This window comes from Candidatus Poriferisodalis sp. (assembly GCF_965214215.1).
Taxonomy (GTDB): Bacteria; Actinomycetota; Acidimicrobiia; order Acidimicrobiales; family Poriferisodalaceae; genus Poriferisodalis.
Window position 1 is genome coordinate 2,366,521 of the sequence record NZ_CBDCBD010000003.1, and the last position, 14,471, is coordinate 2,380,991.

The 14,471-nt window shown below is 67.3% G+C and carries 8 protein-coding genes; 6 read left to right on the forward strand and 2 right to left on the reverse strand.

Annotation, left to right across the window (positions count from 1 at the left end; genetic code table 11):
* Positions 1-22 precede the first annotated feature (22 nt).
* The 4 genes from ACOOF5_RS13035 to ACOOF5_RS13050 all read left to right on the forward strand — a co-directional run bounded on the left by ACOOF5_RS13035 (position 23) and on the right by ACOOF5_RS13050 (position 7,813).
* Complete coding sequence (locus ACOOF5_RS13035; protein WP_420439808.1) at positions 23-3,322, forward strand: DUF499 domain-containing protein; 3,300 nt, start codon at positions 23-25, stop codon at positions 3,320-3,322.
* Between the two features lie 132 nt (positions 3,323-3,454).
* Positions 3,455-4,444, forward strand: coding sequence for a hypothetical protein (locus ACOOF5_RS13040; protein WP_420439810.1), 990 nt, complete (start codon positions 3,455-3,457; stop codon positions 4,442-4,444).
* 129 nt (positions 4,445-4,573) lie between these two features.
* Positions 4,574-6,001, forward strand: coding sequence for an NAD-dependent succinate-semialdehyde dehydrogenase (locus ACOOF5_RS13045; protein WP_420439812.1), 1,428 nt, complete (start codon positions 4,574-4,576; stop codon positions 5,999-6,001).
* 63 nt (positions 6,002-6,064) lie between these two features.
* Positions 6,065-7,813, forward strand: a complete 1,749-nt coding sequence (locus ACOOF5_RS13050) for a cation:proton antiporter (RefSeq protein WP_420439814.1) — start codon at positions 6,065-6,067, stop codon at positions 7,811-7,813.
* 799 nt (positions 7,814-8,612) lie between these two features.
* Here the strand turns inward: ACOOF5_RS13050 and ACOOF5_RS13055 are convergent.
* Positions 8,613-9,878, reverse strand: coding sequence for an HNH endonuclease (locus ACOOF5_RS13055; protein WP_420439816.1), 1,266 nt, complete (start codon positions 9,876-9,878; stop codon positions 8,613-8,615).
* Positions 9,879-10,798: 920 nt separating this feature from the next.
* Here ACOOF5_RS13055 and ACOOF5_RS13060 point away from each other — a divergent pair.
* Positions 10,799-11,065 carry a hypothetical protein gene (locus ACOOF5_RS13060; RefSeq protein ID WP_420439818.1) on the forward strand — a complete coding sequence of 89 codons (267 nt, stop codon included), beginning with the start codon at positions 10,799-10,801 and terminating at the stop codon, positions 11,063-11,065.
* 271 nt (positions 11,066-11,336) lie between these two features.
* Here ACOOF5_RS13060 and ACOOF5_RS13065 read toward each other — a convergent pair whose 3' ends face one another.
* Entirely contained in the window at positions 11,337-12,131 is a 795-nt protein-coding gene (locus ACOOF5_RS13065) for a class II aldolase/adducin family protein (RefSeq protein WP_420439820.1), read from the reverse strand.
* An 85-nt stretch (positions 12,132-12,216) separates the two neighbouring features.
* On the opposite strand from ACOOF5_RS13065, the gene ACOOF5_RS13070 reads away from it, so the two are divergent.
* Complete coding sequence (locus ACOOF5_RS13070) at positions 12,217-14,463, forward strand: CoA transferase (RefSeq protein ID WP_420439822.1); 2,247 nt, start codon at positions 12,217-12,219, stop codon at positions 14,461-14,463.
* The last annotated feature ends 8 nt before the right edge of the window (positions 14,464-14,471 follow it).

Sequence of the window (14,471 nt, forward strand, 5' to 3'; positions counted from 1 at the left end):
GTCGTCGAGAGGTGCGCATTCCATGGTGATGGCGAACGCTGAGCGGGTGTCGAAGGCGCTCGACCTGCTGGCTGATGGGCTTCGGCCCCAGTGCGAGCAGACCTGGCAGGGCTTCTACGGCGACGATTGGCTGGACCTGCTGCGCAATCAGATGCGCGGCAGCGCCCGTGACGGCGGCACCACGTCGGACATCGCCTTCGTGCTGGGTGGCATGAAGGCCACGTGGAACGAGATCTTCGGGCACGGCTTCTCGCCTTCGATCCGTTCGCTCGTGTTCGAGGTGGCTGACACCCGCAACAACTGGGCCCACAAGCAGCAGTTCTCCACCGATGACACCGCCCGAGCGCTCGACTCGATGGAACGGCTGCTCGAGGCATTCGGCAACACCGAAGAACGCCAGCAGATCCGCAGCTCGCGCCGCGACCTCATGCGGCAGATGTACGACGAACAAGCGCGCTCCGAGCGGCGCCGCACCGCCGCCAAGCCCACCGAGGGCCAGCCCCAAGCCGGGCTGACGCCATGGCGGGAGGTCATCACGCCCCACAGCGACGTGCAAACAGGCCGGTTCGACCAAGCCGAATTCGCCGCGGACCTCTACGAGGTGTCCCAAGGCAGCGCCGATCACGAATATCAGGACCCTGAGGCGTTCTTCGCCCGCACATACCTGACGGTCGGGCTGCGGGAACTGCTGGTGGGGGCGGCCCGGCGCCTGTCCGGCAACGGCGGCACACCGGTCATCGAGCTGCAGACCAACTTCGGCGGCGGCAAGACCCACAGCATGATCGCACTGCACCATCTGGCGTCCGGTGTGCCGGCGGCGAGGCTGTCGGGCGTGTCGGAGATGCTCGCCGAAGCCGATGTCGAGCTGCCGGCGAAGGTCAACCGGGCCGTGCTCGTGGGGCAGGTCATGTCGGTGGCCGATCCCAAACGGGTGAGCGACGACACGGCGCTGCACACGATGTGGGGCCATCTCGCCTACCAGCTCGGCGGCCAGGAGGGCTACGAGCTGGTACGCACCGACGACGAAGCCGGAACCAACCCGGGCGAGAAGCTGCGCGAGCTGTTCCGCCGCTACGGCCCAGCAGTCGTTCTGATCGACGAATGGGTGGCATATGCCCGGCAGCTGCCCGACGCGGGCGCTGACGGCCGGCGCGTGGCCGCGGGCGACTTCGACACCCAGTTCACCTTCGCCCAAGCGCTCACCGAGGCGGCGTCCGCGTCCGACAACGTCGTGGTGCTGGTGACGATCCCCGCATCGGACATCGAGACCGGCGGGCCGCGGGGTCACACCGCGATGGAACGACTCAAGAACGTCGTCGACCGCACTGCGACGCCATGGCAGCCGGCATCGGCCGACGAGTCGTTCGAGATTGTGCGGCGGCGGCTGTTCGACCCGATCTCGCCGGAGAATGCGCGGGTGCGCGACGGTGTCATCAGGGCCTTCAGCGAGATGTACCACGCTGCCGCCGGCGAGTTCCCGCTGGGCAAGGGCGAGGCCGATTACCGGCGGCGCATGGAGCTCTCGTACCCGATTCACCCTGAGCTCTTCGACCGGCTCTTCGAGGACTGGTCTGCGCTCGACAAGTTCCAGCGGACCCGTGGTGTGCTGCGGCTGATGGCGATCGTCATCTCGCAGCTGTGGCAGCGCGGCGACCAGTCGCTGCTGATCATGCCGGGCAATCTGCCCATGGATTCCGCTGGGGTCGCGAGCGAGCTGAAGAAGTATCTGGAGGAAGGCTGGGACCCGGTCATCAAGTCAGACGTCGACGGGCCTAATGCGCTGCCGCTGAGCATCGACAAGACGTTCTCGCACTTCGGCCGGCTGTCGGCAACCCGCCGTGCGGCCCGCACTGTGTACATGGGGTCGGCGCCCCGGCCCGACGGCAAACGCGGCGTGGACGTGAAATCGGTGGTGCTGGGCTGCGTTCAGCCGGGCGAGCCCACCGGCCAGTTCGCTGACGCACTGCGTCGCCTTTCCGACCAGGCCACACACCTCTATGTCGATGGATCGCAGTACTGGTACTCGCTGATTCCCAACGTCACCCGAATCGCGGCCGACAGGGCCGCATCCAACTTCAGCGATCGCGACGCCGACGACGAGGTTCGCGGCCGGATCGCCGCCCAGCGTGACCGGGGCAGCTTCGTAGCCGTGCATCCGTTCGTAGCCGGACCAGGCGATGTGCCCGACAACGACGACGGCACCCACCTGGTCGTGCTGGCGCCCGATGCCACCCATTCGACGGGGGACCCGAATTCGCCGGCCATCAAGCTGGCGACACGCATCGTGACCCAGCGCGATGCCGGCCCGAGGCTGAACCAGAACCTGATCGTCTTCGTGGCCGCCGCCGCGAACCGACTCGCCGAGCTGCGCGGCGCGGCCCGGTCGTTCTTGGCGTGGAGGTCAATCGTCAAGGACCACGTGCCGCTAGACCTCACCGCCCAGCAGAAACAGCAAGCCGACAGCAAGCTGGCCGATGCGTCCAAGCAGGTCGACAGTCTCATTGCGGAAACCTTCACCCAAGTGCTGGTGCCTTCGCGTTCTCCCGGCACAGCGGACATCGACTGGCAGTCCACACGGGCGACGACGACGGGTGACATCGGCGAGCGCATCAGCCGCAAGCTGGGCACCGAGGAGAAGCTGATCGGCCGCTACGCCGGCGTGCGGGTCCGCATGGACCTCGACAGGCACGGCCTGTGGACCGAGCGAGGCGACGTATCCGTTACAGCGCTGTGGGAGGCCTACGCCCGTTATCCGTACATGCCGCGCCTCACGTCACGCGATGTGCTCGAACACGCGGTCAGCGATGGCGTGTCACAGCTGAATTGGCAGCAGGAGACCTTCGCCTACGCCGAAGCGCATGACGGCGACACCTGGGTCGGTGTCCGCACAGCGCAGCACGTCACACCGTCTGCCGGTGGTGTGCTGATACACCCCGACTGCGTGCCCGCGCCGTCAGTGCCAGTCGATCCAGGCGAAGACGAGCCGACCGGCCCCGGGGGCCAAGTCATTCCCGAGGGACAGAAGGGTCACGGCGGCAAGTATCGGGATCCAAACCCCGGCGGCGAACATCGGGATCCGGACCCCGGCGGCGACGAACGTCCCAGTTCCACGCAGTTCTACGCCCAGTTCCATCTCGACAGGATTCGAGGCGCACAGCAGCTCGCAGACATCCTCGAGCACATTGCTGCACATCTCGGGCCAGAAGTACAGCTCGAACTGGAGCTACGGGCCACCGATGCTGACGGCTACGACGACGGCACCCGCCGAACGGTCAGCGAGAACGCCCAGAGCCTCAACGCCCAATCCGCCGAATTCGAATAACCGTTTCGCCACGCCCCTGACGGGTGCGGCGAGCGCACGCAATGCGACTTTCATTGCTTGCGCCACTGGCGCAGCGCGCACCAGTTGAGCAGGTCGGATGGCGAGTTGCCCTCTCTCGTAAAGTCGTAGCCGATGGGTGATGCAGTTCCGTTTCCGCAGAGTCAGCCGCGGGGGTATGAGTGGCTGGACGGGGAGCCGCTGTTCGATGCTGAGCGGCATCTGCAGCTGGAGGAACCGGTCGAAGTGGTGATGCTGGCCGATCTGGGCTACGACGCCGCGGAGATCGCCACGAAGGCGACACCGGTGGCGATGTCGTCGCCGTTCCGGATGCTGAGCGACGAGGGCGCCGCGATCATGCTGGAGACGGCCCGGCGGCTGCGGCGCTTCACCCGGCCGGCGGGCGAGCGGATCGAGCGGACCGTGCGGGGCGGCTGCTACCGCTCACGCTGGCTGCGGGACCTGTGCCTGAGCCACGAGGTGACGGCGCATCTCGAGGCGATCTACGGCATCGAAATCGCCCCGCACCCGATGCCGGTGCACCTTGGCCACCTCAACTATGAGCCGTCGCAGATCGACAGGGCCATCGACAAGTGGCATCACGACACGCTGCCGCTCGACTACGTGCTGGCCGTGACCGACCCGGCCGACGTCGCTGGCGGCCGATTCGAGTGGTTCGGGGGAACCAAGCACGAAGCCGCCGAGCTGGCGGACGCCGGCAAGCCGGTCCCCGCGCAGCGCACGGTGGCGCCCGAGTTTGGGGGGCCCGGTTACGCCATCGCACTGCACGGCGACATGGTGGTGCACCGCGCCGGCCCGCTCGACGAGATGTGCGAGCGCATCTCCATGGTGAACGGGTACGTGTCGACCGACACGACCCTCGACGAGCAAAGCCGCACTTGCGACCTCATCGAGGTCGACGATCACGAGACGCTGTGGACCGAATGGGCCAAGTTCGCTGCGTGGCGATCGCAGGGGCGCCTCGCGAGGCTCGTTGAGGACCTGGAGTTCACCTCCGATGCCGAGGCGGTGATCGCCGAGCTGGAGCATGCGATCGGCGACGCTCAGCGAGCTGTCGTCGAGATGCGCTCGCGCGAGCGCGGCATGCAGCACTACGGCGGCTGAGCATCCCGCACTCGGTTGCGCCAGGCCGAGTCATAGCACCGGCTATCAGCCGTCGCCGTATTGGCCACGGAGATGCGGCGACGGCTGGCCATGGCGCGGAGCGACTGGCAGATTTGCGATGCTGGCCTGATGCAAACACAGATGCTCATCGGAGGACGCTGGCAAGGCGCCGCAGGCGGCGAGCTGATCGACGTGCTCGATCCGGCTACGGGCGAGGTTGCCGCTGGCGTCGCAGCGGGGACACCTGCTGACGCTGTGGCTGCGTGCGACGCGGCTGCTGCAGCGCAGCCGGGGTGGGCGGCCGAACCGCCGCGGGTGCGCTCGGAGATCCTGCGGGACGCCCACCGGATCCTTGTTGAGCACACTGACGAGCTGGCTGGCCTCATCACGCTGGAGAACGGCAAGCCACGCGCCGATGCCGCCGGCGAAGTGGCATACGCAGCCGAGTTCTTCCGCTGGAACGCCGAAGAAGCCGTCCGTATCCACGGCTCGATCAGCGTCGCCCCGTCGGGCGCCAACCGCATCATCACCCGCCACCCGCCCGTGGGTGTGGTGGCGATGATCACACCGTGGAACTTCCCGGCAGCGATGATCACGCGCAAGCTCGCTCCAGCCCTCGCAGCCGGCAACGCCGTGGTCATCAAGCCGCCCCGCGAAGCACCGCTTACCTCGCTGCGAGTCGCCGAGCTGCTGAGCGAGGCAGGCGTGCCCCCCGGCGTGATCAACCTGGTCCCGACGTCGAACTCGGGCGCCTGGCTGGACGCCGTCGTCGACCACCGGGCCGTGCGGATGCTGTCGTTCACGGGCTCCACCGAAGTCGGCCGGGTGCTGCTGAAGCGCTGCGCTGATCGGGTGCTCAAAGTGGTGATGGAGCTCGGTGGCAATGCACCGTTCATCGTGTTCGCCGACGCCGACCTCGAAGCCGCCACGGCCGGCGCCATAGTCGCCAAGATGCGCCACTCGGCCGAGACCTGCACGGCCGCCAATCGCTTCTTCGTGGAAGCGCCAGCGCATGACGAATTCGTTGAGCGCCTGGCGACGGCTATGGGTGCCATGAAGGTCGGCAACGGCAGCGACCCCGACGTCAGCTGCGGTCCGATGATCAACGCCGCCTCAGTCGACAACATCGACCGGCTGGTGTGCTCGGCCGTCGACGGGGGAGCGACCGCCGTCACCGGCGGCAGCGCCATCGACGGCCCGGGCTTCTTCTATGAGCCGACGGTGCTCGGCGGCGTCGAGCCAGGCTCTCCCATCACCCGCGAGGAGATTTTCGGCCCCGTTGCACCCGTCTCCAGCTTCACCGACACCGACGCCATGATCGCGGCCGCGAACGACACCGAGATGGGCTTGATCGGCTACGTGTACACGCAGGATTTGGCCAAGGGCCTCGCGGTCAGCGAGCGCATCGAGGCCGGCATGATCGGCCTGAACCGCGGCGCGGTGTCCGACCCCGCAGCGCCCTTCGGCGGCATGAAGCAGTCGGGCCTGGGCCGCGAAGGCGCCAGCGAGGGCATCTACGAGTTCTGCGAAACCCAGTACATCGCCGCGGAGTGGTAACTCCGCCTCAGCAAGCGTTTGCTCGAACCTTGGGGCAACGCACACCCATAGCCTTGCCGGTAAGTGCTGTTTGCTGCGTCGGCACCGCCGCTATTGACCGAACTGGCAATCATGCTGGTTGCGGGGACACTGATCGCTCTCGTGTCCGCGCGTATCGGCGTCGTGCCGATCGTCGGATTCCTCGCTGCGGGTGCGGTTATCGGCCCCGGCGGGATCGGCGTCATCAGCGATATCGACTTGGTGAACCAGTCCGCCGACATCGGCGTGATGCTCCTGCTGTTCACCCTGGGCATCGAGTTCAGCCTCGAACGAGTGAGACAGCTTGCATCGCTGGTGCTGATCGGGGGTGCGAGCCAAGTCGGGCTCACCACGGGAATCGTCACCGCCATCGTTGTCGCTTTCGGCGTCGAATGGCGTACGGCGGTGTTCACCGGCCTGCTGGTGTCGCTCAGCAGCACCGCCATCGTGCTCAAAGTGCTCGCCGCGCGACGAGCAACGACTTCGCCGACCGGCAACATGTCGATCGCGTTGCTCATCTTCCAGGACTTGGCAATCGTCGCCATGGTGCTGGCGGTGCCGCTGCTCGGCGGTCAGACCACCGGGTCGGCGAACGCCCTGTTTGCCTTTGGGAAGGCGGCGGGCATCGTCATAGCGGTGATCGTCGCGGCCCGAACGCTGATGCCTGCGCTCCTTCGGTATGTGTCGCGGTTCCAATCCCACGAAGTCTTCCTGCTGGCCATCCTGGCGATCTGCTTCGGCACGGCGTACGTGACAAGCCTGCTCGACGTGTCGATCTCGCTCGGTGCGTTCCTTGCCGGGCTGATGGTGAGCGAGAGCCGCGTCGCCGCCCGGGCGCTCGGCGAGGTGATGCCGCTGCAGATTCTGTTCTCAGCAACGTTCTTCGTGTCGATCGGCATGCTGTTCGACGTCGGCTACCTCGCTCGCAACCTGCCGCTGGTGATCGGCCTCGCCGCCGGCGTCGTGGTCATCAAGCTGTTCGCGACCGCAGCGGCTGGGTTCCTGCTGCGCCAGCCCCGTGCGGTGGTGGCATCGGGGGCGGTCGTGCTGGCACAGGTCGGCGAGTTCTCCTTTGTCCTCGAACGGGCCGGCGAGGAAGCTGGGCTCGTTCCGGCCGGCCTTGCCAACGGCACCGACGCCTTCATTGCGGTCACCGTGCTGCTCATGGCGCTCAGCCCATTCGGCATCCGTTGGGGCGAGACGCTCGCGGCGCGTCTCGAAACCTCAAGCGATGACCAGCCTGCCCGTCGCTCGCCCGTCACCGTCGGCGACAGCGGCGACGCCGCCGAGCACGAACCGCTGCAGGACCATGCCGTCGTGAACGGATTCGGTCCCCGGGCGCGCCGCATCGTCAGCGCCCTCGAGCTGGCACACATCCCGTACACGATCGTGTCGATCGATCCCGAAGCACAGCGCTGGGGGGTCTCGACGGGCCGGCGGGTATTGAGCGGCGATGTCTCTCGGCAATTCATCGCGGACCGGGCAGGATTGCGTGACGCTCGGATCGTGCTCGCTGTCGACAGCCCGCCCTCAGCAGTCGAGCAGTTCGCCCGCATCGCCCGCGAGCACAACCCCGAAGTGAAGGTGCTCGCATGGGCTGCAGACCCCGCCGATGCTGCCGATCTCGAGCGAGACGGCCTGGTGGATCACGTCGTCGCCGAGCGGCAGGCCGCCCTCGACGCGCTCATTGCTCACGCTCTCGGCCACTTCGAACTGCCCGAGCCGGCAACCGAGGCTGTCACCCATGCGGTGCTGCACGCAGAGGCAGAGCAGTCTGAAGAGGAAGATGCCTAGGAGTGTGCTGAGCAATTCCCGAATCGCCCTTTTGGGCCGAGCAAGACCGCAGGTCAGAGACTTGCCGTAGGTGCCGAAACCGAATAAATCAGCAGTCTCCTAGATGATTGGTTCCAGGGGCTAGTTACTCAGGGTTCTGTCAGCTCTGCCAGAGTTCTGCACCAACAAGCCGCCGGTCCTCTCATGCGGTGCGGTCGTGCGGGTGACCCGGGTTCGGACCGATGCTCGGAAGCTCCAAGATCGAAGCGTCGATGCACACCCCGTGTTTCGACATCCTCGCCCCGCAAGAGGTGGACCAGCCGGGATCGCCCACGAGCACGGGCACACGCTTCTGCCGTGCTTCGACATCCTCGCCCCGCAAGAGATGGACCCCGCCCCTTGGAACTACGGATCCGCCGCGGGTCAAGTCGCGTGATCGATTCGGGCAAAAGCCAAGTGCTGCGCGGGATCGCCGGGCGCGAACCACTCGACTTGACTCAGGGCGCGCCCTGACCATCTTGGGGCGAAGTCGGATGCGATACAGCGCCTCGTTGGTCAGGGGTCCGCCCTCGGCTGTTCAGATGGACGGTGCTCGAGGTGCGGCGTGGGTACTGGTGTTGTTCGTCGATGCGCCCGAGGCCGGCTTCGATCGGTGTGATGCCGCTCAGGGTGCGGTCTAGGCCTAGGTCTAGGTGTTGGTGCTGTTCGTCGAAGCGCCCGAGGCCGGCTTCGACCGATGTGATGGTGCTCGAGGTGCGGCGTGGGTGCTGGTGTTGTTCGTCGATGCGTCCGAGGCCGGTTTCGATCGGTGTGATGCCGCTCAGGGTGGTTCGTCGGTCGGGGACGGGCCATGGCTGCTGTTCGGTGTGTGGGCTGGTGGCGGGGCTGTCGGTTCGGTTGGCGGTTGGTCTGTCGGCTGGGTTGGCGGTTGGTCTGTCGGCTGGGTTGGCGGTTGGAGGCCGTAGCGGCTGTTGTTGGTGTCCCATTGGGCGGTGAAGCCTTGTTGGTGGATCTTGACGTTGTGACAGTCGACGCAGACGGTGACGAGGTTGGCGTAGTCGGTGGGTCCGCCGTGTTGCCAGTGGTCGATGTGGTGGTGCTGGCATCGCTCAGGAGCGATGCCGCATCCGACGCAGCCTTTGTCGCGCAGCGCCAGGGCGGCGCGTTGGAGGTCGGTGGCGGTGCGGCGGCTGCGTCCCATCCGCAGATCGCCGGTAGCGGCTTCGAATATCGCGGGCAGCACTTCGGCGTCGACAGCGATCTGGGCGATCTCGCCGATCGGGATCGGGGTGCCGTCGCCGAGACGGCCGCCGGTGAGCTGGTGGTTGACCGTGTCGTAGTCGGCGACGACGATCAGCGACGCGCCCGCGGGGCGTTTGGCGTCGGGATCGCAGATGAGCTCGGTGACGGCGTCGGCCATCCGCTGGGTCGGTGTGCGCCGTGCTGCGGGGTCTTCGTTGCGGAACAGGCGCCGCTCAGTCGCCGCGATCACGGTGCCCAGCCGGGCGCCCATAACGGGGTCGACGCAGAGGCTCAGCACGGTCATGGCGTCGCTGGCGCGGGTGAACAGCTTGGCGGCACGCGCGTCGCGCTGCCGTTCCAGCACCGATGTGCCGTCGTCGCGGTTCGTCTCGGCCACATGACGGGCGACGGTGCGACGGAACTCGTCATAGCCCTCACGCTCGGCGCGTTCGGCCAAGAATCGGTCGTCGATGGGGGCGTCGCCGGCGGCACGGGCGATCAGCTGCGCGTGACCGACCGGCACGGTGCCCGCGGTGAGGCCTTGGCGGGTCGCGTCGAGCTCGGCGAGCCGTACTGCGTCGCGGACTTCGCCGCGTGCCCGACGGCCCGAGACCGCCATGGCGTCAGCCGCGGCATGCGCAGCCGCCCCGTCGCCGCTGCGGCGAGCGATCTCGCCCAGCGTGTCCGCTTTCATCGCCGCCAGCCCGGACTCGGCCCGGGCGATCTCGCCCAGCCGAGCCTGCAAGCCCTGCCCGCACAGCCCGGCCACGTCCACCGCATCCACACGCACCCCGCCCGGAGCATCCGTGCGTGCCATCGCGCCGCCGTCGCCTTCGCTGCTCATGAGAACAACCGTATGTGGGGGGTGTGACACCGAAGGGCTTCCAGCAGCCTCACCGGGACTGTCGTCGTTCGCGGCCGGCGACCTGCCGTCGCCTTCGCTGTTCATGAGAACAACCGTATGTGACGGGTGTGACACCGTCGTCGGCGTCGCAGCGGCGTGCGTCGCCGCGGTGGCCGGGGCGATAGGGGTGCCGCCGACGCCATCGCTGTCGCTGTCGCTGTTCATGAGAACAACCGTATGTGAGGGGTGTGACATCGAAGGGTTTCCAGCAGCCTCACCGGGACTGTCGTCGTTCGCGGCCGGCGACCTGCCGTCGCCTTCGCTGTTCATGGGAGGCACCGTGTGCAGGGGATGTGACAGGGCCGTTGGCGTCGCAGCGGCGTGCGTCGCCGCGGTGGCCGGGGCGATAGGGGTGCCGCCGACGCCATCGCTGTCGCTGTCGCTGTTCATGAGAACAACCGTATGTGAGGGGTGTGACATCGAAGGGTTTCCAGCAGCCTCACCGGGACTGTCGTCTTCGCGGCCGGCGACCTGCCGTCGCCTTCGCTGTTCATGGAAGGCACCGTATGCCCGGGAAGTGACAGGGCCGTTGGCGTTGCAGCGGCGTGTGTCGCCGCGGTGGCCGGGGCGATTGGGGTGCTGCCGTCGCCGTCGCCGTTCATGAGAACAACCGTATGTGGGGGGTGTGACATCGAAGGGTTTCCAGCAGCCGCCTCACCCGGACTGTCGTCGTTCGCGGCCGGCGGTGCCTGACCCAACCAGCGAAGACAAGGGCAGGTCTCGTCACGGCTGATGAGCCGGTTGGCGTCCATGGCAGTCCCGGCCTCGCGGCCGAGGATCAGGTTTTCGGATGTGCGGCGAGCGAGGGTGTTTCGGTCTTGGTCGTGACCGATGGAGACGTTTGGCATGTGTTCTTGTGCATGGCGGCAGTCGAGCCGATTGGCCGCCGCTTCGCCCGCATCACACGGACCGAATCGGTTTTCCTCGGTGGAGTGTCTCAGGATCTTCAAGAGTTCGTGGGACGCGATGCAGTGCTGTCGCAATGGTCCAGAAGCGCAGCCTCGGCGGGCCTCAAGCGGATCAAGGATCGCGAAATCGCGAGCTCGGGCACGGGCCGAAGGAATGACACCGTCCGCCACATTGTCGACGCGCTGATGGGCGAGCTCGGGCACGGGCCGAAGGAATGACACCTTCCGCCATATTGTCGACGCGCTGATAGGCGCGCTCGGGCACGGGCCGAAAGCCGCCCACAGCGATCCAGGCCGGCTATCGGGTCTTCGCCGACCCGAAGCGTCGCGACTTCGCAGGTCTCGCTCACGACACCGCGTCGCTGGTGCGGCTATCGGGTCATCGCTGACCCGAAGCGTCGCGACTGGTATGCCCGGTTGCCTGAACGCCGCTGCGAGTGCGGGTCAGTCGTGGGCGGTGACGGCGATCTCGGGCGCAGCGCAGCTCAGCTCAGTCGAGGAAGCTGGGGTCGCGCTCGAGGACCTTGTCGTAGATCGGCTGGTAGCTGAACCAGCCGGCCAGCGGGCTGCCGGTCTGCGTCGCCGTGAGCTTGGCGGACTCGTGGCGGATCGGGATCGGCGTGCCGGCCGCTTCGGCCAGCAGCTGGCTCTGGCAGGTGCGTTCCATGGTGATGAACCACCATGCGGCCTCATCGACGGTCTGGCCGACGGTGAGCAGCCCGTGGTTCTGCAGGATCACGGCCTTGCAGCTGCCGAGCGCCTGGCCGATGCGCTTGCCCTCTGAGGTGTCGAGCACCACGCCGGTGAAGTCGTCAAAGAGAGCATGATCCTCGTAGAACGCGCACGCGTCCTGCGTGAGCGGGTCGAGCAGGCGGCCCAGGCTCGACCACGTCTTGCCGTACAGCGAGTGGGTGTGCGCCGCGGCGATCACGTCGGGGCGGGCCTTGTGCACCTCGCTGTGAATGGCGAAGGCAGCCTGGTTCAACGGGTAGCGACCCTCCACGATGTTGCCGTCGTGGTCCACCAGCAGCAGGTCCGACACCTTGATCTGGCCGAATCCGACGCCGAACGGATTTACCCAGAAGTGATCGGTCCATTCAGGGTCGCGAGCAGTGACATGTCCGGCCACGCCTTCCTCGAAGCCGAACATCGAGAACGCTCGGTACACCGATGCCAGTCGTTCCTTGCGGTGCTGGCGCTCGGCCTCGATCGTGTCGAACGTCGGGGCCTCCGGGATCGGGATCTCGGTGAACGGGTCTGCGGTGGTGTCGGTAGTCGTCGTCACGGGCACCATCGTACGACGCAGGGGTCACGGCGACAGAGAACGCAGCGCCGGGACGTTGAGGAATCGTCCCTCTACAGTCATCGCGGTGAGCAGCACTGATGGTGCCCCTCCCAGCAGTGACGCACCGGTGAGGTGTCTCGACGGGGTGCGGGTGGTCGAGTTGACGACCGGCATCGCCGGCCCGTACGCGGCACGGTTCCTCGCAGACCAAGGCGCCGCTGTGGTGAAGGTCGAGCCGCCCAGCGGCGATCCTTACCGCAGCGACCCAGGCTTCCAGGCCGTGAGCCGCAACAAGCGCTCTGTGGTGCTCGACGGCGTCGAGTGGGAGCGGGCACCACTGCCGGTCGGCATCACCGGCCCGCCGGCGTCACTGCCCGGCGTCCTGCGCCCGGCCGCAGCCACGCTCGACACTCCGACGCTCAGCCAGCTATTGGTCGGCGCCGACGTCGTGCTGGTCCCCGACCGGTCGACGGCGTCGGCCGCGCGGGTCATTGCCCCAGGCGCCGTCGTCATCTCATGCCCGACATGGGGAGACGAAGGCCCTTACGCAACCCGTGCGGGCACACCGTCGCAGATTGCGGCGGTCACCGGCATCGGCTGGAACCAGATCAGCTACTCCGAGGGTCCTGTCGAGCTGGTGGTGCCGCTCGCCTCCTACGGGGCCGGGATGCTGGGGGCAATGGCCGCCGCAGCAGGCCTGTACGCCCGCCGAGCGCACGGCGCAGCACCCACCTACACCGTCTCGGAAGTATCCGGATCGGGTGCCATGCAGATCGGCGACTTCGAGGTGCCCGAGATGGCCGGGCTGGACCGTGACGGCTCGTGTCCGCTCGGCTCAGCTGGCCGGCTGCCGGTGTACCGGCTGTTCCGAGCCGCCGACGACCGCTGGATGTTCGTCGCCTGCGGTACGTATCCGTTCTATGTGGCGATGCTGCGTGCCATCGGCCGGGAGGATCTGCTCGAAGATGAGCGCTTTCCCAACCCGCCGTGGGGACTGCTCGAACTCGAGCCGTTGGCGGAGATCACGCCAATCCTGGAAGAGGCCTTCGCTGCCCGCCCGCTTGAGGACTGGCTGGAGATCTTCAGTGCCCACGATGTGCCATGCCAGCCGACCCAGACGCGCGAGGAGTTCATCGCCTCACCGCTCGCAGCCGCCAACGGGCTCGTGACCACTGTGGAGCACCCCGAACTCGGGACCGTGCGCACACCGCCGCAGCCGATGTGGATCGACGGCTGCGACGAGGTCGAGCTGCGCCCGGCGCCACGGTTGGGGGAGCACACCCGAGACGTTCAAGCTGAGATCGACGAGGGCGCGTGGCCCGCACAGAAGGCGCCTACTTCGGCCCCAGGCGGCGAGGCGCCGCTGCGAGGAGTGAACGCAGTCGACCTCAGTTCGTTCATCGCCGGCCCGGTCATCACACGGCACCTGGCGATGCTCGGTGCCGAGGTCACCAAGATCGAGCAGCCCGGCGGCGACCCATTCCGTGTGCTCGGCCCGTACTTCAACGGCTGGAACCAATCCAAGCGCTCGATCTGTCTCAACCTCAAAGACACCGCCGACCACGCGGTCATGGCGCAGATCGTCGCCGACGCCGACCTCATCGTGGAGAACTTCCGACCTGGGGTGGCCGCACGTCTCGGCGTCTCCGATGACGACTTACGCCGCATCCGTGCTGATGCGGTGCTGGTGAAGAGTCCCGGCTACGGACGCGACCCCTCGATGGCAGATGTGCCGGCTTTTGATCCGCTGCTGCAGGCCCTCGGCGGGATCATGGCTGCGCAGGGGGGCGATGACGAACCGGTGTTCCTGACCGTGCCAGTGCATGACGCCGCCACTCCGATGATCGCTGCGTTCGGCGTACTGTGCTCGCTGTACCGGCGGCTCGGCGACGGTGAGGGCCGCACCGTGCGCACCTCGCTCACCCAGACCGTCATGGCGGCCCAAGCAGCCGAGTTCGTGCACTACGACGGACGGCCCGAGCCCGAGACAGGCGGGATGGACTACCGGGGCGCCGACCCGGATCGCACCTACCTCGAGGTGCCCGATGCCGACGGTCCCGAGTGGGTCTGGCACCAGACGACGCCCCAGGGCACCAGCGATCTGCCGGTCGAGCGGCGAGGCTTCGTCGGCTCCGAGGTCGCAACCGCCAACGGCCACGTCGTCGAGTTCGACGAAACCGAATGGGGCCCGATGACCCAACTCGGCCCGCTGATCGGCGGTGTCGGCCTGACGATGCGGCGCGCTCCGTTCCTCGACGAGCACCGCTCGCAGATCCAGGCCGAGCTCGAAGCTCGCCAGGACACTGGCGCACAGCCTGCAGCTGCCGATTGAGACCATCG

Excerpts from the sequence above, each read along its gene's own strand:
- ACOOF5_RS13035 (WP_420439808.1), top strand. The coding sequence starts at position 23 with ATGGTGATGGCGAACGCTGAGCGGGTGTCGAAGGCGCTCGACCTGCTG.
- ACOOF5_RS13040 (WP_420439810.1), top strand. The coding sequence starts at position 3,455 with ATGGGTGATGCAGTTCCGTTTCCGCAGAGTCAGCCGCGGGGGTATGAG.
- ACOOF5_RS13045 (WP_420439812.1), top strand. The coding sequence starts at position 4,574 with ATGCAAACACAGATGCTCATCGGAGGACGCTGGCAAGGCGCCGCAGGC.
- ACOOF5_RS13055 (WP_420439816.1), bottom strand. The coding sequence starts at position 9,878 with ATGAGCAGCGAAGGCGACGGCGGCGCGATGGCACGCACGGATGCTCCG.
- ACOOF5_RS13060 (WP_420439818.1), top strand. The coding sequence starts at position 10,799 with ATGGCGGCAGTCGAGCCGATTGGCCGCCGCTTCGCCCGCATCACACGG.